The sequence below is a fragment of the Natronosalvus caseinilyticus genome (genome assembly GCF_017357105.1).
GTDB lineage: Archaea > Halobacteriota > Halobacteria > Halobacteriales > Natrialbaceae > Natronosalvus > Natronosalvus caseinilyticus.
Genome location: NZ_CP071596.1, coordinates 1,795,309 through 1,820,652, shown reverse-complemented (window position 1 = coordinate 1,820,652; position 25,344 = coordinate 1,795,309). Strand labels below are relative to the sequence as shown.

Sequence of the window (25,344 nt, the reverse complement as noted above, 5' to 3'; positions counted from 1 at the left end):
CCGCCGACTTACTAGGAGGGCGTCCCCTCCACCGAATACATCGTGAACTCCTCGCTCGAGACCAATCGATCCGCGTAGGGCTCGCGCTCGATTCCTTCCAGGGCTTCCTCGGAGTGGTGGAGTTCGTCGTACACCTCGAGTTCCCTCGCTTTATCGTAGGCGCTCACGGTGAAGTAGTAGTCCGCGCCGTGGTAGGCCTCCCGGTAGTTGCCGTCCTCGAACTCATCGACGAGGACCGCACCGCCGGCACCGCCGTCGTAGTTGATCTCGCTCCCGGCCTCGGTGCCGTAGTGGGCGTCGCCGTAGCGGTTGATTCCGTAGCCGAATCCGGCGTACAACCGCTCGTCGGCCCGGTGCTCGAGGGCGGTGTCGTAGCCGAACTGTTGCTGTTCGGTGACGTGCTGGGTCGGCTGGTAGATCAGCGGCGACGTGAACAGCGTCACGAGCGTCAGGACGAGACAAGCCGCGACGAAGACGGCGGCGAGCGCGTTCGCCCCCGGAGTCGTCAACGGTCCGGTCAGCCAGCCGAAGAGGTGCGCGAGGGCGATTCCCGAGAGAATCGTCAGGACGACGTAGATGAAGCCGACCTGCCGGAACGCCATCGTCGGCGTCCCGAGGAAGTAGACGACGAACATGCCGCCGAGGGGCACCAGCGCGAGCGCGAAGTAGGTAACGTACGAGCGGCCATCGGGATCCAGACTCGTTCGCCCGAGCCACGTCGCGAGGACGAACAGCGCTGCGATCGCCCCGAGGACGGCGGCGACGAGGAACATGATCGCAAACAGCTCGAGCAGGCTACCGCCCAGTTCCGTCAGCGACCCGCTTCGCTGACCGACAGTCGAGCCAGTCCCGATGTCACGGCTGAACAAACCGTAGACGAGCCCCGAGAAGGCGCGTCGGAACCGCGCGTTCGCGGCCGCCCAGACGACGAATAACACACCGAGCATGACCGCCGGCGCGAACAGCGACGGATGGTGCACCATCGGGTGATCGTCGTACCGACGCTTCGCGAGGTACTGCACCCCGGCGAGCGCCCCGAGGAAGACGACCACGTTGATCATCTGCTGGGGGTGAACCAGCAGGAGGCCCACGCCCGCGAGAAACAGGCAGACGGTGAACGGCGAGATGCCGAACGGGAGGCGCTCGAGGTCCGAGCGTCGGCTCACGAGCGCCACGGTCGCGAAGAGAGCGACGGGGACGACGAACAGTGCGTTGGAGTTCGTGTGCGGGCCCATGTGCGTCGCCACGTTGTTGATGGGGAGCACCATCCAGGAGGCGATGGCGGCGAACCCGGCCGCGGCGCCCGTTCCCGAGATATCGCGTGCGATGAGCGGGACGAAGACGACGAACGGGACGAACAGGAGGACGACGGCGATCAGGAGCGCCCGCTCCATCGAGACGCCGCCGCCGAGGTGGAGGGTCGTCGCGACGGCGTGGAGCCCGGGGTAGAACAGTTCGTGGGGCTGCATCGTCCCCTGGACGAAGTCCCGGACCCACCCCAGGTGCGTGAGCGAGTCGCCCATCCCCTGGAAGTGGTAGTTGCGGATCACCGGCAGGCTGACGATGCTCGTCACCGTGAGCCCGCCGAGGGCGATGGCGCCGGCCTGGTACCACCCTCGAGTGCCGATAGTCACCCCGACCGCGACGGCCAGCGCGAGGCCGAACGCGACCCAGGTGAGCGTCGGCGTGCCCGTGTAAATCGACGATTCGTACCCCGAAGGTGGGGACCGATGCGCGACGGCGATAGCGATCGCCACGGCGAGAAACCCGACCGCGAGGACGAGATCCAGCAGGGTTCGTCTCTGCGTCATCGACTCACCCGCACGAGGCGACCGCCGACGGTGGCTGGCGTGACAGTTCGCATTGGTGAAATGCCTCGAGAAGAGAGGGGTTTGTTATCCTCCGCCTACCCCCTCGAGGCGGTCGCGATCCCGAGTTGGCCCGGCGGCTGACCGGCTAGCGCGCGCTTGTGCCCGGTACCAACCCTGCGCTCTCCTGCTGGGCGAGAGTCGACGCTCGAGACGACGGTCAACGCCGGTCGAAACTGGGAAATGAGGTCTCCATCGCGGCGGTCGAGGCGACGATCGAAGAGGTGGCAGAGGCGGATACGAACGCCTACCGATCTCTAGGCGGTGATTTCTACGACGCTCGACGCGTCAACGATTGTGCCTGTTTTTACCGTCCTCGGTGGTGGTCACGGGACGACCGGTCGTCACCCTCGAGCCGAAACCGGTGGCGACCCTGCTCTTCGACCATGGCATCGATACACATCGACACCCCGACGACGGATGGACGCACCCTTCGAACGACCGTTCGCCCCTCGAGCGACCTCACCCGATTTTTCACCGGTGACCCGCTCGAGGTAACCTACGACGTCGACGTCGAGTCGGTTCCCGACTCGCTGCTGGTCGTCCCGGCACTGGCCCAGGTGTGTCCGGTCGCCTGGGCCGCAGGTGCAGACGTCTCCGTCGACACCGTCGACGCGACGTTCGTCTCGGCGCTCGAGGACGTCCAAGCGGCCATGCTCGAGATGTACGACTTCCTCGAGGGTGGCGACCTCTACGCTCGTGAGGTCGTCGACACGCGTGTATCCAGCGACGACGGCGACGATGAGAATGCGGAGAGCGGCCTCCTCTTCACCGGCGGCGTCGACTCCACGTGCTCGTACGTCCGTCACCGCGAGGAGGAACCCACGCTGATCAGCGTCCGCGGCTGGACGATCACGCCCGACAGTTCGGACGACGTGCAGTGGAACCACCTGGTCGATCGGGTGACCGACTTCGCCGCCGACCGCGGCCTCGAGACCGCCTTCGTCGAGGCCAACATGCTCTCCTTCCTCGATCACCCGATGCTGCTCGCTCACTACAAACGCTACGTCGACGGTGGCTGGTACAGCTCCGTCGGCCACGGCCTCGGCTTGCTGGGGCTCTGTGCCCCACTGGCCGCCTCCCGCGGCATCGAGGACCTCTACATGGCCGCCACCCACTGGGAGGGAATCGACCTCGAGTGGGGCTCTCACCCCGACATCGACGACAACGTCCGCTGGGACGGCACCCGGTGTCACCACGACGCCTACGACCTGACCCGTCAGGAGCGCCTCGACGTGCTCGCGGAGTACGTCGAAAGCGACGCCCCCGACCTCGAGCTCCAGACCTGTAACGACCGCATGGATGGCAACTGCGGGGTCTGCGAAAAGTGCTACCGGACGGCCGTCGGCCTTCGACTTGCGGGGCTCGAACCGACCGAACACGGCTACCCGTTCACCGACGACCGGTACCACGACCTTCGGCGAGGACTCGAGGGCGGCCACTGGATCCTGGGCCAGGACGAACGCTACATGTGGGAGGACATCCGCAACCGGGTTCGCAAGACTGAGCCGAGAACGTCGGCCGAACGCGCGTTCTTCGCCTGGCTCGAGTCCGCCAACCTCGACGAAATCGTCGACAACTCGGGGTCGCCACTGCGCCACCGCGTGCTCCGAGCGGGCGCCCGCAACGCGCCCGACCCGGTGTATACGACGCTGTACCCCGCCTGGAGCGCGGCGAAGGCGAGCTACCAGCGTTTGCTCACGAGGCGGTGAGCGGATCCAGGAACCGAGGCCGGCGGACCGAGCGGCCGGGTAGCCGAGCGAGCGGCCGGGTAGCCGAACGAGCGACCAGGTGGAATCGACGAACCACCGCGGCGCGCGCTGTCGAGCGGCTCGAGCACCGCGAGGGCCGGTCGTTCACGTCGCGCGAGGGGTGAGGAGCGCAGCGAAGCGAGCACCGCAATCGGCTGGGGAGGGCGAGGCTGCTCGAGGAATTCACCCTGGCGGTCATTGAAACCCTGCTTTAGAAGCGGTGTGCGGGGAACAGACGCTTACTGTGTGTGCATGTCACTGTGTGTGCGGCTCACTACGTGTGCGAATTGAGCGCCGACGTGAGCATCGATCGAACATCAACTTCAGCTGATGATTGTCGAGTTGTGCTGAATTCGGGGGCGTCTCGATCACTCTGGGTGATACGGGTTCGTTGCGACGTCGAGTCGGTAGACGTCATCTGCAGCGTCGAAATCGTCGTCGAACGCGTAGAGGTACCCGAGCCCCTCCGCTTGCATGTACGCGACGATCGCGGCATCGACGAACGAGAAGCACTCGTGCTGTCGGAAGAGGGCTTTTGCCGCGGCAAATTCGTCCGCCGTCAGGGAATCGATGTGAAATTGCGTATTCTCTTCCACCCGATCCAAAAAATCGACAGCGGCGTCGTGATCCGCGTGCGTCGTCAACCCGTTTAGCGTCTCCGCGAGGACGTAATCGAGAATCACCGCCTCCGGGAGAGCAGCGGCGTCGATTCGCCTGAGGATAGGGAGGGCGGCGTCGTGTGCACTGTCACGGCGGTACGCCGCCGCAAAGAGTACGGTCGTATCGACGAGTGCGCGCGGCATCTATCTCAGCTACTCGAGGTCGACGCCCCACGCGTCGTGTTGGCTCTCGGCCTCCGTCGCCTGATCGCCGTCGTAGCCGTCGAAGTCGCTGAACGTCCCGGTGCGCTGCTGGACGACCTGAACCCGGAGCGTCCCGTCGTCCTCGACGTGCCAGCGGAGTCTGTCGCCGTCGTCGATGTCGAGTTCCCGGCGGATACGAGCGGGAATGTTCGCCTGATTCCCCGACACCTTGCTCTCGGAGTCGACACGCTCACTGCTCATGTCCGAAAGGACGAGTCCACCACTCATAAATCATAGTGTGCGCCCACACTACCCCGACAGAGTGACGAATACGTCCGCTGAATCTCGTTTGGGCCCTGAATTCCTCGGCTCGAGCTCTCGGAAGTACGTTCGATGTTTGGGCCGCGGGTTACAGGACAGATTCTCGAGACTGGCCGAGCCAGGTTCTCCTCGAAAGCGGCGATACGCTCTCGAGGCCGGCGAAGGAAAACGAGAGGCCGGTTATTCGTCGGTCGTCGAATCTGTGTCGACGGCCGTCTCGTCGATATCCGTCTCGTCAGCAACGTCTACATCGTCGGCCTCCATCTCCTCGGCGTCCACACCGAGTTCCGCCGGAATCACGTCCACGCTGGCGACCGCATCGCCCGCCTCGACGTCCATCACCGTCACGCCCATCGTGTTCCGACCGACCGTCGAAATCTCGCTTGCTCGCGTGCGCATGATCTGGCCACGCTCGCTCATCAGGACGAGTCCGTCGTCTTCCGTGACCGCCTTCACCGGACCGTTCCGCTCGTTCGTCTTAATGTCGATCAATCCCTTGCCATACCGGGACTGGGCCCGATACGCCGAGAGCAGCGTCCGCTTGCCGTAGCCGTTCTCGGTCACCGTGAGAAGGGCTCGCTCGTCGCCCTCGTCGGTCGAGACGAGTCCCGCGACGGCGTCGCCATCCTCGAGTTTGATCCCGTTGACCCCGCGGGCGTTCCGACCCATGGCCCGGACCTCGTCCTCGTCGAAGCGAATCGTCATCCCCTGCTCGGTCGCGATGACGAGGTCCTTCGACCCGTCGGTGACGTCCACGTCGACGAGTTCGTCGCCCTCCTCGAGGCTGGCGGCGATGATGCCCGTCGAGAGGATGTTGTCGAACTCCTCGCCCGCCGTCCGTTTGACGTACCCGTGTTTGGTCACCATCGTCACGTACTCCTCCCCGTCGAAGGCGTCGGTGTCGACGATGGCCGTGATGTCCTCGCCCGGATCGAGGTCGAGGATGTTGACGGCGGATTTCCCCCGCGCCGTCCGGCTCATCTCCGGGATCTCGTAGGTCTTGAGCCGGTAAACCTGGCCGTGATTCGTAAAGCACAGCAGGTAGTCGTGGGTGTTCGCCCGGAAGACCGTCGTCACGCGGTCCTCGTCCTTGACGTCCGCACCGATGATCCCCTTGCCGCCCCGACCCTGGGGGTCGAAGTTCTCGATCGGCATCCGCTTGACGTAGTCGTCCTCGGTCATGACGACGAAGACGTCCTCCTGGGGGATCAGATCCTCGTGGGTGACAGTTCCCATGTCCTCGATGATCGAGGTCCGCCGGTCGTCGGCGTACTCGTCTTTGATCTCGAGCAACTCCTCCTTGATGACCTCGTACAGCGCCGACTCGCTCCCGAGGATCGCCTCGAGGCGCTCGATTTCCGCCGTAACCTCCTCGTACTCGTCCTCGATTTCGGCCGACTCCATCGAGGTGAGGCTCCCGAGTTGCATCCGGACGATGTGCTCGGCCTGCGATTCGGAGAAGTCGAACGTCGCCTCGAGCCCCGCCCGCGCCTCGTCGCGGTCCTCGGAGTCCTGGATGAGGTCGACCACGTCGTCGATGTTCTCGAGCGCTTTCAGTCGGCCCTCGAGGATGTGGGCGCGGTCTTCCGCCTCCTCGAGGTCGTACTCGCTGCGCCGTCGGACGACCTCCTTGCGGTGGGCGATGTACTCCTGGAGCGTCTCCCTGAGCGTGAGCACCTTCGGCTGGCCGTCGACCAGCGCGAGGTTGATGACGCCGAAGGTTCGCTCTAAGTGATTCTCGAGCAGTCGGTTCTTGACGACGTCCGTGTTCGCGCCGCGTTTGAGTTCGATCACGATGCGGACGCCGTCGCGATCGGACTCGTCGCGCAGGTCCGAGATGCCCTCGAGGGTGCCCTCGGTGACGTCCTCGGCGATGCGCTCGACCAGGCGGGCCTTGTTCGCCTGGTAGGGCACTTCGGTGACGACGATGCGCTCGCGATCGCGCTTCCACTCCTCGACCTCGAACTCGGCGCGTACGCGGATGCGCCCGCGACCGGTCTTGTACGCCGAGTAGATGGCGTCCCGGCCGACGATGTTGGCTCCCGTCGGGAAGTCGGGTCCTTTGACGTGTTCCATCAGGTCCTCGACGGTCGCATCGGGGTTGTCGATGAGTTCGACGGTCGCGTCGATCACCTCACCGAGGTTGTGCGGCGGAATGTTCGTCGACATGCCGACGGCGATGCCCGAGGAGCCGTTCACGAGGAGGTTCGGGAACGCCGCCGGGAGCACGTCCGGTTCCTGGAGGCGGTCGTCGTAGTTCGAGGAGAAGTCGACCGTGTCCTTGTCGATGTCCTCGAGCAACTCCTCGGCGATGGCGGCCATGCGGGCCTCCGTGTACCGCTGGGCCGCGGGCGGGTCGCCGTCCATCGAACCGAAGTTCCCCTGGCCGTCCACGAGCGGGTAGCGCATCGAGAAGTCCTGGGCCATCCGGACCAGGGTGTCGTAGATCGCCTGGTCACCGTGGGGGTGGAAGTCACCCATCGTCTCCCCGACGATCGAGGAGGACTTGCGGTGACTCGAGCGACTCGTGACGCCCATCTCGTGCATCGCGTAGAGGATGCGCCGGTGGACGGGTTTGAGGCCGTCTTCGACCCGGGGGAGGGCGCGCCCGGCGATGACGCTCATCGCATAGTCGATGTAACTCTGCTCCATCTCGTCTTCGATGCGGACCGGTTCGACCGAGGCCGCATCGATGTCCGTCGGGTCTGGTACTTCGGAACTCATCGCTCGAGGGGCACCTCTGTTCGTCGGTGGTCTCGTTTCCGTGTCGATTCGTGTCGTGACTGCATCGTCGTCAGTCGATGTGTGGCTGCGTACATGGCGCTATCAGATGTCGATCCACTCTGCCTCGGGGGCGTGGTCCTTGATGAACTGCTTTCGCGGCTCGACGGCGTCGCCCATCAGCACCGAGAACATGCGGTCGGCCGCTGCCGCGTCCTCGACCGCGATCTGCTTGAGGATGCGGTTGTCCGGATTCATCGTCGTACTCCAGAGCTGTTCGGGGTTCATCTCGCCGAGCCCCTTGAAGCGCTGGACCTGCGTCGGGTTGCCGTTGCACTGCTCCTCGACGATCTCGTCGCGCTCGGCGTCGGTCATCGCGTCGTAGGTCTCCCCACGGTACCGGATGCGATACAGCGGCGGCTGGGTCGCGTAGACGTAGCCGCCCTCGAGCAGCGGGCGCATGTGCCGGTAGAAGAACGTCAACAGCAGGGTCCGGATGTGGGCCCCGTCGACGTCGGCGTCGGTCGCCATGATGATCTTCTTGTACCGGATGTTGTCGATGTCGAACTCCTCGCCGATCCCCGCGCCGATGGCGGTGATCATGTTCCGGATCTCCTCGTTCTCGAGGATGCGATCCAGTCGGTGCTTCTCGACGTTGAGGATCTTCCCCTTGATGGGGAGGACGGCCTGGAACTCCGGGTTGCGGGCCTGTTTCGCGCTGCCGCCCGCGGAGTCACCCTCCGCGATGAACAGTTCGGCCTCGTCGGGATCTTTGGTCTGACAGTCCGCGAGTTTGCCGGGGAGGGAAGTGGACTCGAGGGCGGACTTTCGCCGCGTGAGCTCTTCTGCCTTCTTCGCGGCCTTGCGGGCCTTCGCGGCCTCGACGGCCTTCATCACGATGGCCTGAGCCGAGTCGGGGTGTTCCTCGAAGTAAGTAGAGAGACCGTCGTGCATCGCACTCTCGACGATGCCCCGTACCTCCGAGTTGCCGAGTTTCGTCTTCGTCTGCCCCTCGAACTGCGGGTCGGGGTGTTTGATCGAGATGACCGCGGTGAGCCCCTCGCGGATGTCGTCGCCGCGGAGGTTCTCCTCGAGGTCCGAGAGCAGGCCGTTCTCGCTCCCGTAGTCGTTGACCACGCGGGTGAGGGCGGTCTTGAACCCGGTCAGGTGGGTCCCGCCCTCGCGCGTGTTGATGTTGTTGGCGAAGGCGTGAATCGAGCCCTGGAGTTCCTCGGTGGCCTGCATCGCCACCTCGACCTGGATGTTCTGGGCGTCGTCCTCGAAGTAGATGACGTCGTCGTGGAGGGCAGAGCGCGTCTCGTTCAAGTACTCGACGAACTCGCGAATCCCACCGTCGTAGACGTACGTATCCTCGACTGGCTGGCCCTCGTCGTCCGTCTCGCGTTCGTCCCGGAGCGTGATCCGAACGCCTGAGTTCAGAAACGCGAGTTCGCGAAGCCGGTTCGAGAGCGTCGAGAAGGATAACTCGGTCGTCTCGAAGATGTCGCGGTCGGGCCAGAAGGTGATCTGGGTACCCGTCTCTTCGTCTGGCTCGAGATCTCGAACCCGTTCCATGTCGCCCTGCGGCTCACCGTTCTCGAACGTGTGGGTGAAGACGCCGCCGTCGCGCTTGACGGTCACCTCGAAACGCTCGGAGAGGGCATTGACGACGGAGACGCCGACGCCGTGGAGCCCACCGGAGACCTGGTAAGACTTGTTGTCGAACTTCCCGCCGGCGTGGAGGACGGTGAGAATGACCTCGAGGGCCGGGCGGTCGTACTCCTCGTGGGTGTCGACGGGGATGCCGCGGCCGTCGTCGGCGACGCTCACCGCGCCGTCCTCGTGGATGGTCACGGTGATGTCGTCGCAGTGGCCGGCCAGCGCCTCGTCGATGGAGTTGTCCACGACCTCGTAGACGAGGTGGTGGAGTCCCCGCGTATCCGTCGAACCGATGTACATCGCCGGTCGCTTTTGGACCGCTTCCAGGCCCTCTAAGACCTGGATTTGTCCGGCGCCGTACTCGCTATCTTGAGACATACAAAACCTGATTGCGGGTAGTGGTCGGGGGGTAATAAAAGTCACGTACGCGCGCGAGCGCGCGAATTTCGGCCGGGTGTCACGTATGCAACACACGAGTACTCACCGACGCCTCGAGTCGAGTACGACTCGTCGAGCCGCTCGCCTCGGGTACGCAGAAACAACCACGAACGGAACGCACGAAGAGACCAGACACCGGCCATCTCGAACGTCGATCACTTTCACTACGGTAACGCACACCTTTTACCCCCGCCGCTACAACAGGACGACGATGACGTCGCTACAGTCGACACTCGGCGACGAGCCGGGGATCGCCGAGGAACTCGCTGACAACCAGCGAGCGATCTCCATCGCCGAGTTCTTCGAGAAGAACAAGCACATGCTGGGCTTCGACAGCGGTGCTCGCGGGCTCGTCACGGCCGTCAAAGAGGCCGTCGACAACGCCCTCGACGCCGCCGAAGAGTCCAGCATTCTCCCCGATATCTACGTCGAGATCCAGGAAGCCGACGACTACTATCGCCTGATCGTCGAGGACAACGGACCGGGAATCACGAAAGAATCGCTCCCGAAGGTCTTCGGGAAACTCCTCTACGGCTCTCGTTTCCACGCCCGCGAACAGTCGCGCGGTCAGCAAGGGATCGGTATCTCCGCGGCAGTGCTCTACTCCCAGCTGACGAGCGGCAAACCTGCGAAGATCACCAGCCGAACCCAGGGCTCGAGCGAGGCCGAGTACTTCGAGTTGATCGTCGACACCGACGAGAACGAACCCGAGATCAGCGTCGCGGAGACGACCACCTGGGATCGCCCCCACGGCACCCGGATCGAACTCGAGATGGAGGCCAACATGCGCGCTCGCGCCCAGCTCCACGACTACATCAAGCACACCGCGGTCGTCAATCCCCACGCCCGCCTCGAGTTGCGCGAGCCCACGGCCCACTTCAAGTTCGAGCGCGCCACCGACCAGCTCCCCGAGGAGACCGAGGAGATCCGCCCCCACCCCCACGGAGTCGAACTGGGCACGGTGATCAAGATGCTCGCCGCGACCGACTCTCACTCCGTCTCGGGGTTCCTCCAGGAGGAGTTCACCCGTGTCGGCAAGAAGACGGCCGACTCGATCATCGACGAGTTCCGCGACCGCCACTTCGGCCGCGAGATGGCCTGGAAGCCGCCTGCGAGCCACGAGGCCGCAGACGTCGCCGCCGCCGTCGAGAACTCCACGGCAAACAAGGGGGCCAAAGCGACGACCGACTTCGCGGAGGGAATCGCCGACGCCGTCTCGAGCCGGGACCGAATCGCCCACCACGAACTGTCGACGGTCGTCGAGGAGGTCGCCGACGAGGTCGGTGACGAGTACGGGACGACGTTCGGATCAACGGTTCGCGAGAAGGCGCTCGAGTCGGCGTGGGCCGCGCTCGTCGGGCACGATGAGGCGGACGAGGCGGACGATCAGGACGACGAAGTCGGCCCAGACGCCACGACCCCAGATGAGGTCTCCCGAATCGTGGCCGACCTCTACGAACTCAGCGACGACGCCACGAGCACTCGGAAGGACGACGAGGTCGTCCACGCCTTCGCCGTCCGCCTGGCCGGCACGTTCGAGGACCTCGAGGACGGCCGACACCGGCTCACCCGGAAGGCCCTCGAGTCCGCCGTCGACCGGGCCGCGGACCTGACCGAGGAGTACGACGACGTGGCGTTCGGCGAGACTGCCCGCGAGAACGTCGTCGAAGCGGTCTGGGACGTGATGGTGACCGTCCCGGACGACACGCCGCTCGTTCGCGAACTCGCGAGCGACCGGGACGCTGCCAGCAACCTCGTGGAGGGGATGCGCGCGACGAACATCATGGCGCCGCCGACGCGGTGTCTCTCGCCGATCACAGCCGACCTCGTCGAGGCCGGGCTGAAAAAGGAGTTCGACGCGGACTTCTACGCGGCGGCGACCCGCGACGCGGGCGTCTCCGGCGGCGACCCGTTCATCGTCGAGGCCGGCATCGCCTACGGCGGCGACCTCCCGGCCGAGGGGACCGCCGACGTCCTCCGGTTCGCGAACCGGGTGCCGCTGGTCTACCAGCGCGGCGCCTGTGCGACCACCGACGTCGTCAAGGGCATCGGCTGGCGTAACTACGGCCTCGACCAGCCCGGGGGCTCCGGGATACCGACCGGACCCGCCGTGATCATGGTCCACGTTGCCTCGACGAACGTTCCCTTCACGAGCGAGTCCAAGGACGCCATCGCGAACGTCCCCGAGATCGAAGACGAGATCGAACTCGCCATCCGAGAGGCCGCTCGCGAACTCAAGCGCTACCTCAACAAACGGCGCTCGATGCAAAAGCGTCGGCAGAAGCAGAACGTCCTCGGCAAGATCCTCCCGGAGATGGCCGAGAAAGTCGCCGAAGTGACGGGGCGCGACCAGCCCGACATCGACGACGCCGTGGCACGGATCATGAACAACGTCCTGGTCGAGCGTCACCTCGAGGACGGTGACGGCGACGGCGGCGGTGATGGCGACGCATCGACGGTCAAACTCGTCGTCGAGAACCACTCGAGCACGAACGAGACCCTCGAGATAACCGACATCGTCTCCGCCGAGCCGCGGAACCTCTCCGACGGCGCCTCGGCCGTCGAGATGGACGGCGAGTGGTTCGTCTCCTGGGAGGCGGACGTCCCCGGTGGCGACGAGGCGACCCTCGAGTACGACGTGTCGGGTGAGGCGACGTTCGACATCGACGTCAAAGGCGTCGACGCGGAAAAACTGACGATCACATCATGAGCACGGACGAATCACAGGCCAGAGCACAGTTGATCGACCTCGCCGCCCAGTTCTACGACCAGTTCGAACTAGGCGAGATTCCCCACATGGAGGTCCCGACCCGATCGAAGAGCAACATCGAACTCGACGAGGAGGCCAACGTCTGGGTCTACGGCGACCGAACGTCGACCCGGAGTGCGAACTCCGTTCGCGGTGCCCGGAAACTTTTGAAGGCGGTCTACACCATCGAGTTCCTCGCAAACCAGCTCGAGGAGGATCGCTCCTCGACCCTGCGTGAACTCTACTACCTCTCGGAAAGCTGGGACAACGAAGAGGCCCAGTTCAACGATCAGGACGAGTCCAATCAGCTCGTCGAGGACCTCGAAATCGTGAGCGCGGTCACCCGCGAGGACTTTCACATGCGCCCCGAGGAGTCGGGAGCGACGATCATGGGGCCACTGTACTTGCGCGAGCAGACCCGCCGCGGCGAGCGCGACATCCACTGCCAGGAAGACGTCGGCGAGGGCGGCTACCAGATCCCGAACAACCCCGACACGATCGAGTTCCTCGACAGCGATGCCGAGTTCATCCTGTGTGTCGAGACCGGCGGGATGCGCGACCGACTCGTCGAGAACGGCTTCGACGACGAGTACGGCGCGCTCATCGTCCACCTCAAGGGCCAGCCCGCTCGAGCGACCCGTCGAATCACCAAACGGCTCCACGACGAACTCGAGCTTCCGGTGACGGTCTTTACCGACGGCGACCCGTGGTCGTACCGCATCTTCGGCTCGGTCGCCTACGGCTCGATCAAGTCCGCCCACCTCTCTGAGTACCTGGCGACGCCCGAAGCGCAGTTCATCGGCATCCAGCCCGCCGACATCGTCGAGTACGACCTCCCGACCGACCCGCTCTCGGACTCGGACGTCAACGCCCTCGAGAACGAACTCACCGATCCCCGGTTCCAGACCGACTACTGGAAAGAACAGATCGAACTGCAACTCGAGATCGGGAAGAAGGCCGAGCAGCAGGCACTCGCCTCGCGCGGCCTGGACTTCGTGACGGACACGTACCTGCCGGAGCGACTCGAGGAAATGGGCGTCATCTGATCGTCAGTTCGTTTTCATTTCTGCGTCCGGTTCCGTCGTTTCGGTCGCCAGTTCGTCGTCCGCTTCGAATCCGTCGTCCACCTCGAGCGCGTCACGGATCGAACCCGCGGAGGGATCGGCATAGGCACAGCGGTCGCAGTAGCAGTTCGAGCCCTCGTTCGTGGTGACGATCGGAACGCCGGCGACGACCAGTTCCTGTCGGTAGGTTCGTTCGACGCCGTCGACGATCGGCTTGAGACAGCCCGTGCAGCGTTTCTCGGGGGCGTGAACGTTCCGCTCCTCGATCGACCTCGTCCGGCCGTTCGTCGTGATCGGTTTTCGACGCTCGAGACGGCTCCTGGCCGGCGGCGAGACGACGACCCCGGCGCCGAGAACGAGTGAGCCGACAAGGAACCCGCCGAGACTCGCGCTCGAGGCGACGATCCAGAGCCCGAGTGCGAGGAGGGCGAGTGACACGAACGTTGAGAGCCACCTCGAGCGTCGTGTCGGTTCGTTTCTCGCTCGAGTGGACGGACTCGCCCGCTCGCGAGCGGGCGAGTCCGCCGACGGCGGATCGTCGGCGTGGAGCACTGTCCGCTCGGTTCGGTCGAAGTAACAGATCGCCGCGTAGATCGCGTTCGCGAGCCCCATCGTCCACCAGATCGTGATCGCCGCGATCAGCAGGTGGGTTCGCGTGGAGCCGAGGTTCCGTCGCACGAGGGTCACGCTGTCGTCCGTTCGGTCCTCGACTCGCCAGCCGTCTTCGACGTGTCGTCGGACGCGGCGGCGGAGTCGCCCTCGCTGCGCCGGGCTCGCAGTTGATCGCGGGCTGGACGACCTCCGCGAGCGAACGGCCCACTGCAGCAGTTCAGTCATGGATCCGCTCGAGGTGGCTCGATCCCGGCTGGAATCGCCGACGTCGCCGTCGACGGCCGTCCCACACTGGCCACAGAAGTTCGCTTGCCGGGAGAGCCGTTCTCCGCAGGATTCACAGAACCGACTCGAGGCTCGAGTCTCGTCCATCACCGATGAGTACGAGCCGCGCGACGTAATTATTGTGGAACTTATAGGTTATTCTGAGACTTGCCTCGACGTGACGGTCACTCGTCGAGAACGACCGGAACCGCACGTCTCGCTACGTCGAGCACGAACGCGTCGGCGTCGGTCTCGAGCGCCTCGAACGTGTCGTAGTGGATCGGGAGGACGAGGTCGGGCCGGATCGTTTCAGCGAGGTCGGCGACGTCGTGGCGATCCATCGTGTAACTCCCGCCGATCGGCGGGAGCAAGAGGTCGACGTCGAGTCTCTCGTGAATCGGAAGGACGTCACTGTCGCCGGGCCAGAACGCACAGATGCCGTCGATCGTCACGCCGAAGCCACAGCCCTCGCCTTCGAGGTGGTAGGGCGTGCCGTCGTCGCGGGTGTACGGGCCGTTTGGCTCGTTGTACGCGGGCGTCGTGAAGAGGTCGAGCGGGCCGAGGACGAACGACTCGTCCTCCCGCACGCGTTCGACCTCGTAGGGAAGGGCCTCGGGTTGTTCGTCGACGCGGTCGATGTCGTCGGCGTCGACGGCCTCGTGGACCACGACGATGGCGTCCTCGTGTGCGACGCGCCGGATGCCGTCGGGGTCGTAGTGATGGTCGTGGCTCACGAGAATCAGGTCGCCGTCTTTCGGTTCGACGTCGTCGAGGACGCCGTACCGGCCGGGGTCGAGGTAGACGACGGTGCCAGTCTCGCCCTCGAGGCGGACGGTCGCGTAACCGTGCCAGTCGATACGAAGTGAGTCGAACGTGACGGTCATAGCGGCCATTCGGCCAGCGAGTCGAAAAGGGTTGTCGCTGCGGTCGATACCGACGACCCGGAACCGATCGTCCGGCTACGGCCGGGGCAACACCTGGTTCTCGAGCCCCTCGTACGAACCCGACTCGAGCACCCGCTCGACGTTTCCGGCGACGATGTTGGCCAGACGGTCGTAGTACTTCGGTGTGTGCCCCGAGTTGTGTGGAGTGATCTGGACGTTCTCGAGCGTCCACAGCGGGTGGTCTTCCGGCAGGGGTTCGGGATCCGTGACGTCCAGCGAGGCCCCGCGGATGCCGTTACGACGGAGCGCCGAGACGAGCGCGTCGGTGTCGACGACCGGGCCGCGGGCGACGTTGATCACCACCGCGTTCGGCGGGAGGGTGTCGAACGCCGCCGCGTCGACCAGCCCCCGGGTCTCGTCGGTGAGCGGACACGCCAACACGAGGTAGTCGGTCCGGGAGAGGGCGTCGTGGAAATCGTCCGCGTCGAAGCCGTAAATTTCGTCCGCCGGGCCGCCTTTCTCCGGCGTGTAGCGGACGGCCTGGACGTCGACGCCGAACGGCTCGAGGCGCGCACAGACGGATCGACCGATCGCACCGAGGCCGACGACCGTCACCGTCGAGCCCTGCAGTTCGTGGGCCTGGTAGTGGCGCCACTCGCGGCGACGCTGGCGGCGGGACGCGACGTGGAACCGGCGGGTGAACCAGAGGATCGCCCCCAGGACGTGTTCGCCGATGTTGGGGCCGTGGACGCCCGACGCGTTCGTCACCGTGACGCCCATCTCCTCAAGGGTCTCGAGGGGCAGGTGACCGGTACCCGCGTAGGCGCAGGCGAATAGCTCCAGGTTCTCGGCGTGCTCGAGGAGGGACTCGTCGATCGTCATTCCGGTGACGATCTCGGCGTCTCGGATCGCCTCCCGTTCTTCGACTGGCGTGCTGGCGACGGTAATCTCGACGTCCGGATTCGAAACGCGTTCTCGCAGTGCGTTCGCGTACTCTTCGATGGGGGTTCCGTGCGTTCCCTTGCGGAGGACCAGTATCGACGGTCCCTCGCCGCTCCGAACGCTGTCCGTCTCGGTCATATCGCTATCCTCACGTCGATTCCTCTTGAACCTGTGGTCGGCCGAGGCTGCCTCGATCACTCCCCCCTGAACGTCGGCGACTCCTTCTCGAGGAACCCGCGCAACCCCGCCGCGTAGTCGGCCGTCGACGCCAGGTCGGTAATTCGCTCCTGTTCCTCCTCGAGGTGAGCCTCGATCCCGTTCGTCGAAGATGCCGCAAACAGGCGCTTGATCTCCGCGTAGGCCTTCGTCGGACCGCTCGCGAGTTCCGAGGCGACGGCCTCGAGGCGGTCGTCGAATTCCTCGGACGCGACGGCTTCAGTCGCCAGTCCCAGTTCGACGGCCTCCTCGGCGTCGATTGGCTCGTCCAAGAATGCGATCCGCTGAGCCGTCCGCCGACCGACGAGTCGCGGCAGGAGCCACGTCGCTCCGCCGTCGCCCGAGAGGCCGATCTTCGGGTAGGCGTACTCGAACCGGGCGTCTTCGGCGGCGAGGACGACGTCACCCGCGAGGGCGAGTCCAAGTCCGCCGCCGGCGACGACCCCATTGACCCCCGTCACGACCGGTTTCGGCGCCGAGACGAGCGTCGAGACGGTTTCGTGAAGGGGAGTCGCGATGGCCTCGAGGCGCTCGGCATCGGTCTCGTCGCCCTCGAACGTCGAGAGGTCGGCTCCCGTGTTGAATACGGCGCCGGTACCAGTGAGCACGAGACACCGGACCGCGTCGTCTTCCGCGGCCTGTGTCACCGTCTCGGCGAGCGTTCGGGCGACCGTCTCGTCCATCGCGTTGTGACGCTCCGGTCTGTCGACGGTGATCGTCGCGATTCCGTCGTCGCGCTCGAGCCGAATCGCGTCCGTCTCGGTCTCGGTCATACGCGTCTCGAGGCTCGAGACCGAGAAAAAGGTGGGTGGTTACGAACGCTCACGAGCCGGGGGAAAGCGCACGCGGTCGCAGTCGCAGCCACGCCCGACTACCGTCTGCATCCGACCGTGCAGCCTACGCGCTCGCCATTCCCTGCAGTCGGTCGACCGCGTTCTCGGCTTCCTGCTTGTTCGTCCGCAGAATCTCCACGGCCTCGGGCTCCAGATCGACCCGATCCGCGAGCGCGAGCAGCGTCTCGAGTTTCGTAATCTCGAGGCGCTCGATGGCCAGTCCGGTCTCGACGTCGACGAGGTCGCTCAGCGTGGGATCCGCCGTGTCTCCGATAAGTCCCTCTCGTTCCTCGACGACCCCTTCGAAACGGCTGCTTTCGCGACGTTCGGGATCGGCACCGATCGCCTCGAAGACGCGCTCGAGGCGGTCGATCTGTTCGGTCGTGGCCTCGCTGTGACCCATGTAGAAGTCCTCGAGGTCCTCGCTGGTTGCGTCGCCAGCACGGGCGGACTGGAACGCCTCGAGTCGGTGTTCGATCCCGTACAGTTCGGCGAGTTCCCTGACGAACAGATCGGCCTCGTTCTCGATCATGTGACTGTCCACACCGCCGTGGCTCATAGGACGACGGCTTTCACAGGCAAATCCTTCGTCGCGGTCGGCATTCGGCACTTGGTCGAGGTTGACGGCTCGAGTCGAGATTCATTACTATACTATTCGTAGTATTGATATGTGAGCAGGTGTTCTGGCTCGAGAACCGATTCAGATCGAACACCTCGAACAACGAGCCGGTCTCGAGCTGGCGAGTTGACGCGAGTCGAATCACAGTCGAACGTGCTCGCTTTCGTTCGCACAACCCAGTATCGTTCCCTGTGAGCCGTGCTATTGCTCACGGTAGTGTTCGCAACAAAAACGGTGAGGATGGGATTTGAACCACGGTCGGACGTGCTCGCTCGCGTCGCTCGCTGTGCGCGACCTCCCTGATTCAAATCCCAGCGTTCACGCTTCGCTCCTCACGTCCGTTCGTCGTAGAAGCGGTGAGGATGGGATTTGAACCCATGAGGCTTGCGCCACCTGCTTTCAAGGCAGGCGCGTTGGGCCGCTCTGCCACTCCGTGGGGACACTCCGTAGGGTGCCCCCACGAAATCCGACAGATATCATACGATATCGGCCGGATCTCACCTCGCCTCGTATTTGCTCTCACCAAGAGAGTGACCAAACCATGACGCTAATCCAAGCTCGATTGAATTGGTTATCAGACACCCGTCTAGCGATTTTACAGAGGTGTCTAATCTAATGGCGATAGAAGATCAGAGACACTCGTTTGACACTCAACGTGCTCCAGATAACGATAGAATCAGTACTGATGAGGGAACGATCATCCTCATACCTGAGCCAACGAGAGAGCGATTGAACACTAAACAACAAACTGACTACCGACATCACCGTGAAGAACTAATCAAGTGGATGCTCCACCTGGGGAAAGACCCTGATAAAGCGAAGGGATATTCCTTTGACGTTGTGAGACGGCGTGCTCATGATACTGATGTATTCTATCGATGGGTCTGGGATAACTACGATGGATACACTACTACTGTTACGACAGACCATGCAGATGCCTATACACAAGAATTAGCCTACAGTGACTACAGTGAGAGCCACAAGTCAAACATCCAGAAATCTTTGAAGATGTTCTTTCGCTGGAAAGGAGATGAATGGGAACCAGATATCTCCTTTACTGGCTCTACAGGAACCTCACCACAGGATTATCTTACCAGAGATGAACGCCAGAGGCTTAGAGAAGCAGCACTGCAATGGGACTCTATTCCTGCGTATGCAGCTATGTCGCCCGAAGAACGACAACGATGGAAAGAATACCTCTCGTATCGTCTTGATAGACCAGTATCAGCAGTGCAACCCTCTGACTTTGAAGAAGCAGAGGGATTCAAATATGCTTCACTAATCTGTGTCTCACTTGATGCTGGATTACGTCCCATCGAAGTAGGGAGAGCAACAGTCCAATGGGTAGACATAGACAATGCAGTTCTTCGTATCCCAAAAGAAGAATCAAGTAAGAACCGTGAGAACTGGATTGTCTCACTACGTCGATCTACAGCAGAGTTGTTACAGAATTGGCTTGAAGAAAGAAAATTGTATGACAGGTATGTAGATAGTGACCAACTTTGGATGACTCGTCACGGAAACCCCTATAGATCATCGTCTCTCAAATACGTACTCGAAAAGATAGCAGAGGTAGCGAACATTAGTATGGAGAACCGCTCTCTAACATGGTATAGTCTTCGGCACTCTGTAGGAACATATATGGCAAGAGAAGAAGGGCTTGCAGCGGCACAAAGTCAGTTACGGCACCAATCACCTCGCACTACCTTCAAATACGATCAGGCACCTGTGGAGGACCGTAGAAACGCTCTGGACAGAATGGATAGTAACTAGTCATTTTATCTATTCTTTGTGCCTTACTTCTCAACGAGACAGGCACCTATCTAAGATCAGAAGTTAGTCTTTCTAATAACTCCTGTGGATAATAATTTATAACAATACATTATTGTCTAATTAGATAACCTAATCGTGTTTAGGCAGTAAGTGTAAATAGATGAGTGATAACTGGGGAGACCAATATGCTGACAATTGGAATAGCATATCTGAATACGTGAAAGAGAGAGACCACTACACCTGCCAAATATGTGGGATAATGGGGCGTGAGTATGGTCCTGCTGAATTACACGCTCATCATGTTCATCACAAAAGCGAAGGTGGCGGAGATCATCCGTCAAATTTGATCACGCTCTGTTGGAAGTGTCATAATAACCAGCACGACCATTATGTGCAACCAATGACTGAAAGAGCACGAACGAATCAAACTCCTGTATCAGCAAAATCATCACGGTCATCCACGTCTAAACAATCATGGAAAGTGAGTGATGGGCCCGCTGATGAAAATTTACAACATATTGCTGAAAATGTTTATGGAAGTTCTAAGAATAATGAGTCTAAAACAGTGACCAACTCTTCCAGTACAAATAACGAAAATCCATCTTCTAAAGACTCTGTTGACTACTTTGTGCCCCTCCTAATCCTCCTTACTTTCTCTATGGCTATTGTACTATTCTGGGATATTAATGCATTATATTTAATTTACCAAGTTTTATTTGGCTTCTTTTTAATATGGATGTCGCTTGTCCTTGCTTCAGAGATTTAAATAAAACACGATCGTAGTATCTGCACATATGCTTTAATACACATTTATAGTTCAGAATTATATATGACGGCTTATCACTCAGTCTTACAGTGTTCCTAAGGAGTACTCCACAACAACGCAACGTACTCCTTACACCTCCACTGACGACATGAGATGATGAAGCCTTTTCTACACTGCGTAGAGTGAAGGGGGTTGGTTATTCATCCCCCTCGCTCCCTGTTATGAGGATGCACCAACCAGGGAGATATACTCTCTAAGACCATCTCCATATCCAACCACCCTCATTACCAAGAAGGGGAATAACACCAACCAATCCAATCTCAACTAAGAGTTGGATCAAGGCGCTTCACCTCCGCGTTTCAGATGGAGCGTCACAAGAGCCACGGGCGGTGCTGAGAGTGGCTCTTTGAGGAACACTGAAACCGGAGTGAACGCCGCTACACAAAGATGCTAAGTCAAGTAGATGGATGAGAGAAGCATTTGACCTGTCGTAACATCAAATGCATCATCAACAACTACATGGAGCAAAGAGGTGACTCCCACTCTCTTTTCTTTTTTCTCTCGAAATCAGCGACGTAGGATGTACTATAGTATAGACAATAATAAAACTTACTATCGAAAAATTATAAGAGTAATAGGTGTTAATATGATATTGATTACCAAGTAATTGTCTCTACAATCGACTTGAGTAGTATAATGATGAAAAACTACTTACTTCTCTAAAGAATCCGCTGACGGACATATACAAGCCATTATTTGGCTAACAAATACTACTGTCTTTCAGTTTATGCTGTTCAATTCATCTCCGATTTTCGAGGGAGTTGGTTTAGCAAGGTATGGCTCAATCGCATTGTAACTGTCCCATCCACCGATCTCCATCATGACTCGAGGACTCACTTCTTGTTCAACTAAGTGGTAGGTAGCCCAACTACGTCTAAGGTCATGGCTGGATACGTCTCCCCACCGCTCAGATTCTTCTGTAAGCTCCTCTGCTGCTTCTCTGACCCACCTTCTAACAGAGTCAACTGATACATCGACGTATGGCTCTGATGGTGCTATGTCCCTCTCCTTGGCGTAGTTTTCCAACTCTCTTTTCACACCAGTTGGAACGTAAGCGTCTCTGGTGGCTTTTCCATCAGTGTCTTTGGTGTTCTTACCTCTGACTGTGAGACTCCAGTACTCACCATTGTCGTTGTAGGACAGTCCTTTGGGGTTTGCAGTAAGCACACCACTGGCTCGCAGCCCTACTTTGCCCATCAACAGGATAGCGATACGTCGTTTCCATCCTGCTTCTCTTGCAGCATCAGCAAGTTGGTCGATCTCATTGGGATACTCTAACCAGCACTTCGTTTCTCTGCCTGAGTCATCTATCTGCATACACGGATAATTAACTTGCCGTGCAAAAAGTGCTTTGGTAAGTGTCTTTCACCATCCCTCTGTTTTCTATATCACGGATAGAGGGATTGGGAGAAGGAAATAGAATATAACATACACGGTAAGGTGTCTAACCGTGTATCTGATTGCAGCCCTTTCAGTTGGATTAGTAACAGCTATCGACTTGGACTCTCTAATCTCACGTCGATCTCCACTAACCCCATGTCGTCAAGAAGATCATCACCACTACTCTCTAATCCTTTGCTGGGATGGACTACATGAAGTTGTTTATCCTAAGATCATCTCCATCTCCTCTACAATCCCTTGCAGTACAGAGAAAGCAACTCTACCACCAATCTCTAAGTCAGGGTTGTGACTACAAAGGTTTCATCTGTACACTGTGGAGTGAGTACCGTAAGAACACTATGTGTTCTACGGAACGGAACGGAACAGTTACAGTGAAACCGCAATCATATACATTACCGCTGTAGTCAATACAATGAACAGCACTCCATCTTACTAACCCCCTATAGTCCCCCTTTCATCTTCCTCATCCATCATGGTTTGTAATGGTGGTTAGAAACGTCAATGAGAATTACTTGTAGAAGTCGTTTCTTTCTAAGAGCCATAGATTAGCCTACAATCAATTTCTATGCTTGGACAATCAAAACCACTTAGAAGAAAATGAGATTGTCTGACGACTCTGTTAGAAGTGTTAGAAAGAAAATCTGAGTATACCCATAGTCCTCACTCGAAATTTAGGTGGGTTTGGTGGTTATGATAAGCCATTGTCTCTCATAGTTGAAAGAGGTTTAGATTACCAGTGATTTTCTCGAGTCAGTGACCTACAATGGTATCTTCATGGCTCAGAGTGTGGGTAACACCTTGAGAATAGCAACTCCTTCCGACTCTCGACACTCAACGCCTTGAGAGTAGCCTTGCATCACTACGTAGAGAGAATGGTATTGAAGGATTCACTCCTTTCCTGGTAATGAGGGTGGATCAATCAGGGAGATACACTCTTTAAGATCATCTCCATGTCCAATTATCCTCATTACCAAGAAAGGGAATAACACCAACCAACTCCATCTCTACGTAGTGGATCAAGGCTCCACCACTCAAAGCGGAAGTGGAGCGCATGAGAAGGACGGGCTGTGCTGAGAGGCCTTCTCATCGAACGACTGGAGACTGAGTGTGAGCCGTCAACACAAAGATGCTGAACCATGTAGATTACTTAGGACAACTACGGACGTAGATGACTATGGGACAACTACATGAAGCAAAGAGGTGGCTCCCTAACTCCTTTTCTTTTCCTCTTTAGAAAATCGTCGTAGTGGTAACACTGTTATGGAAGACAATAAGTCTTTCTATCGGAAAATTATTATCGTAATAGGTATTAATATGATAATTATTATCACACTAATGGCTCACTATATCACTGACTCATTGGGCGAAAATTGGTGACTATACTACAGTACTAATCAGGATCTTGTGGATTGGTGTTTGCACTACTCAAAGGGTAGGTTACGGAACTAAAACCACTATCTAAGTGCTCTGTGATTACTGAATTTCTTTGGCTAATATCAGCCTGTCACCCTTTGTCTTGATCACTTCTGTTTGAGGAGTACACTCGAGTTTACAGAGTCTCTCATCCACCTCAGTAACGTCAGTGATCGTTACAGGGACATTACGATGAATGGTCCATGTCTCACCAACAAGCTGCTTAGCACGGTGATAGGGGCTACACAATTGGACTGTGACAGTACCCTCGTATTGTTCTCTCGTCATAGGTACTGGTCAAAGTTTACTGATTGACTCTCGAGCATATCAGTGAACCTCCAGTCAGCAAGTTGATTTTGTACTTCTTGCTGACTTGGTGTACTGATTTGGTCTGGGTCAAGTCGTGGTACGCTAATCTTTTTCTCTGTTTCTGCGAACGTCATAAGCATATTTACGTAGGAATAGGACAGTCATGTAACTTTGGGAGTGTACAGGTATAGGTTACATATATCTTTTGTATCCATTACTTTGTTACACTACCCTATGCATCAAAGATAGGTGGGGAAAGGGGTGTATGGCATTTTGCGTGGAGGGGTACACGACCTCCCTCCCCATGGGATAAGAACCTGAGACAGAAGGGTAGGGAACCTGTTTTTATCTTGAATATTATTTTAGTAAATACCTTTGAGCGTATTTGTCCCAAAATGGATAATGTAATAACCCCGTTGTATTAAAATGGTACAGTCATGTGTGGTAGTAATAATTTAGGTAATTTCACTGATCTACTATCCGTTAATTCTATCTATACTGAATGTCACGTCGAATAATATGGTATCACAAAGATCGCTAATATCTGTACCAGTCACCACCACTTCTTTTCTTCTAATTTTCTTTCCTTTTGGGGCTACTCTTTTGGCTGTGGGCTTTTCAGGTAGTACGTTTTTAATCACTCACTGTTAGATGGATCTGCTTAGAGGGGTATCACTGCCTCTCAGACAGAAGGCGTGACTACTACGTAGATCTCGAGTGGTGACGATCACTGATTTTCCACTTTGGTTGATTCATTGTATTGGTCTAATCTGTCATGGGGTCAAAGGGTTACCACATGGTTCAATGTTACTTCGATTAGCCGTGGACCATCGTGGCATGGATTTATCACTGTAGGTCAATCCTGTAGAGGTGAGAGCGATACGAGTGTGACATGGTGATGTTACTAATCAACAAAATCGCAACAGAAGCGGTGAGGATGGGATTTGAACCCATGAGGCTTGCGCCACCTGCTTTCAAGGCAGGCGCGTTGGGCCGCTCTGCCACCTCACCTCAAGCTGCACGTCGTCCTTTTCGACCGACTCAAAAAGCGTTGTCGGTGTCGATGTCGGTGTCGGCGTCGGTGTCGGTGTCACCCTCGAGGACCGAAAGCGTCTGCTCCGGCACAACTCGACCCGCCACCCGCCGGGCTCGAGCCTCGGCAGCCGTCCCGACGAGTCCTCGACGATCCGTTACCGTCGGCACCCGCGGCGCGAACCCAACCCCCAGGCCGGCGTCGTTCGCTCGAGTCGTCAGCGTCGACACCGCCGGCTCCGCGAAGGCGTCCGTGAAGTCGATCGGTTCCGTGAACGCCGCCAGGTACACGTCCCCGCCCTGGGAGGGGCCCAGGACGACCTCGTTGCGACGCAGCGACATCGCCACGCCGTCGATTTCCGTCCGTCCGACGAGGGGTGCCGTCGGCTCGAGCACCCCGACGCTCTGGACTTCTTCGCGCTCGAGGAGGTGCGTCACCGTGTTGCCGACGCGGGCCGCTCGCGTCGAGCCGACCTGGCGCTCGAATCGGACGGCTTCGGCGCCCTCGCCGACTTCGGCGTCCCCATCGAGGCTCTCGAGATCCCCGAGAGCCTCGAGCACCATCGCCCGGACGGCTGCCTCGGGGTCGTCGACGGCCACGTCGTCGAGCAGGGTCTCCTCGTCTCGGTAGTTGATCAGCAGGTCGCCACCGCTCGAGGCGACGGCGTTCACGACGTCCGCGACCATCGCCCGGTAGTACGCCGGCCAGTCCGCGGCCGCGAACGAGTCGTGCTCGAGCAGCGAGTCGGGAGCCAGCGCCTCGTGGGGCGGGTCGACGGGAACGACGACGATCATACCCGAAACGGGGGCCGCCCCGGCCTTGAAGCCGTCGAAGCCTCAACCTAT

At 59.6% G+C, this 25,344-nt stretch carries 17 protein-coding genes and 2 tRNA genes; 5 read left to right on the top strand and 14 right to left on the bottom strand.

Annotated elements, in window-relative coordinates:
• Positions 1 to 11: 11 nt before the first annotated feature.
• Entirely contained in the window at positions 12 to 1,811 is a 1,800-nt protein-coding gene (locus tag J1N60_RS08800; protein ID WP_312912353.1) for a DUF6541 family protein, read from the bottom strand.
• Between the two features lie 443 nt (positions 1,812 to 2,254).
• On the opposite strand from J1N60_RS08800, the gene J1N60_RS08795 reads away from it, so the two are divergent.
• On the top strand, positions 2,255 to 3,580 hold the full coding sequence (locus tag J1N60_RS08795) for a hypothetical protein (protein ID WP_312912352.1): 1,326 nt from the start codon (positions 2,255 to 2,257) through the stop codon (positions 3,578 to 3,580).
• A 407-nt stretch (positions 3,581 to 3,987) separates the two neighbouring features.
• On the opposite strand, the gene J1N60_RS08790 is transcribed toward J1N60_RS08795, so the two are convergent.
• The 4 genes from J1N60_RS08790 to gyrB form a co-directional block, all read right to left on the bottom strand.
• Complete coding sequence (locus J1N60_RS08790) at positions 3,988 to 4,422, bottom strand: type II toxin-antitoxin system VapC family toxin (RefSeq protein WP_312912350.1); 435 nt, start codon at positions 4,420 to 4,422, stop codon at positions 3,988 to 3,990.
• A gap of 9 nt (positions 4,423 to 4,431) precedes the next feature.
• Entirely contained in the window at positions 4,432 to 4,683 is a 252-nt protein-coding gene (locus tag J1N60_RS08785; protein ID WP_312912348.1) for an AbrB/MazE/SpoVT family DNA-binding domain-containing protein, read from the bottom strand.
• Positions 4,684 to 4,923: 240 nt separating this feature from the next.
• On the bottom strand, positions 4,924 to 7,467 hold the full coding sequence (gene gyrA / locus J1N60_RS08780; protein ID WP_312912346.1) for a DNA gyrase subunit A: 2,544 nt from the start codon (positions 7,465 to 7,467) through the stop codon (positions 4,924 to 4,926).
• Between the two features lie 102 nt (positions 7,468 to 7,569).
• The gene (gene gyrB, locus J1N60_RS08775) at positions 7,570 to 9,501 is read right to left on the bottom strand and encodes a DNA topoisomerase (ATP-hydrolyzing) subunit B (protein WP_312912344.1); all 1,932 of its coding nucleotides are present in this window, start codon (positions 9,499 to 9,501) and stop codon (positions 7,570 to 7,572) included.
• A 271-nt stretch (positions 9,502 to 9,772) separates the two neighbouring features.
• Here gyrB and J1N60_RS08770 point away from each other — a divergent pair, with 271 nt between their 5' ends.
• Positions 9,773 to 12,271: a DNA topoisomerase VI subunit B gene (locus J1N60_RS08770; RefSeq protein ID WP_312912342.1), complete on the top strand. Its 2,499-nt coding sequence runs from the start codon at positions 9,773 to 9,775 to the stop codon at positions 12,269 to 12,271.
• The gene (locus J1N60_RS08765; RefSeq protein WP_312912340.1) at positions 12,268 to 13,356 is read left to right on the top strand and encodes a DNA topoisomerase IV subunit A; all 1,089 of its coding nucleotides are present in this window, start codon (positions 12,268 to 12,270) and stop codon (positions 13,354 to 13,356) included. Before J1N60_RS08770 ends, J1N60_RS08765 begins: the two co-directional genes overlap by 4 nt.
• Positions 13,357 to 13,359: 3 nt before the next feature.
• Here J1N60_RS08765 and J1N60_RS08760 read toward each other — a convergent pair whose 3' ends face one another.
• From J1N60_RS08760 to J1N60_RS08735, 6 genes are all read right to left on the bottom strand, one after another.
• A complete protein-coding gene (locus J1N60_RS08760; protein ID WP_312912338.1) occupies positions 13,360 to 14,358 on the bottom strand; it encodes a DUF8108 domain-containing protein in 999 nt (332 codons plus the stop codon).
• 77 nt (positions 14,359 to 14,435) lie between these two features.
• The gene (locus J1N60_RS08755; protein ID WP_312912337.1) at positions 14,436 to 15,134 is read right to left on the bottom strand and encodes an MBL fold metallo-hydrolase; all 699 of its coding nucleotides are present in this window, start codon (positions 15,132 to 15,134) and stop codon (positions 14,436 to 14,438) included.
• Positions 15,135 to 15,209: 75 nt separating this feature from the next.
• Positions 15,210 to 16,214: a D-2-hydroxyacid dehydrogenase gene (locus J1N60_RS08750; RefSeq protein WP_312912335.1), complete on the bottom strand. Its 1,005-nt coding sequence runs from the start codon at positions 16,212 to 16,214 to the stop codon at positions 15,210 to 15,212.
• 56 nt (positions 16,215 to 16,270) lie between these two features.
• The gene (locus J1N60_RS08745) at positions 16,271 to 17,065 is read right to left on the bottom strand and encodes an enoyl-CoA hydratase/isomerase family protein (protein WP_312912333.1); all 795 of its coding nucleotides are present in this window, start codon (positions 17,063 to 17,065) and stop codon (positions 16,271 to 16,273) included.
• Between the two features lie 124 nt (positions 17,066 to 17,189).
• Positions 17,190 to 17,684, bottom strand: coding sequence for a YciE/YciF ferroxidase family protein (locus J1N60_RS08740; protein WP_312912331.1), 495 nt, complete (start codon positions 17,682 to 17,684; stop codon positions 17,190 to 17,192).
• Positions 17,685 to 18,098: 414 nt separating this feature from the next.
• Positions 18,099 to 18,177, bottom strand: a tRNA-Ser gene (locus J1N60_RS08735).
• 182 nt (positions 18,178 to 18,359) lie between these two features.
• Here J1N60_RS08735 and J1N60_RS08730 point away from each other — a divergent pair.
• Positions 18,360 to 19,517 carry a tyrosine-type recombinase/integrase gene (locus J1N60_RS08730; RefSeq protein ID WP_312912329.1) on the top strand — a complete coding sequence of 386 codons (1,158 nt, stop codon included), beginning with the start codon at positions 18,360 to 18,362 and terminating at the stop codon, positions 19,515 to 19,517.
• Positions 19,518 to 19,677: 160 nt separating this feature from the next.
• Positions 19,678 to 20,283, top strand: coding sequence for an HNH endonuclease (locus J1N60_RS08725; protein ID WP_312912327.1), 606 nt, complete (start codon positions 19,678 to 19,680; stop codon positions 20,281 to 20,283).
• 780 nt (positions 20,284 to 21,063) lie between these two features.
• Here the strand turns inward: J1N60_RS08725 and J1N60_RS08720 are convergent.
• The 3 genes from J1N60_RS08720 to J1N60_RS08710 all read right to left on the bottom strand — a co-directional run bounded on the left by J1N60_RS08720 (position 21,064) and on the right by J1N60_RS08710 (position 25,293).
• Positions 21,064 to 21,660, bottom strand: a complete 597-nt coding sequence (locus J1N60_RS08720; protein WP_312912326.1) for a site-specific integrase — start codon at positions 21,658 to 21,660, stop codon at positions 21,064 to 21,066.
• Between the two features lie 2,735 nt (positions 21,661 to 24,395).
• Positions 24,396 to 24,477 (bottom strand) — tRNA-Ser (locus J1N60_RS08715).
• Between the two features lie 30 nt (positions 24,478 to 24,507).
• On the bottom strand, positions 24,508 to 25,293 hold the full coding sequence (locus tag J1N60_RS08710) for a hypothetical protein (RefSeq protein WP_312912325.1): 786 nt from the start codon (positions 25,291 to 25,293) through the stop codon (positions 24,508 to 24,510).
• Between the last annotated feature and the right edge of the window lie 51 nt (positions 25,294 to 25,344).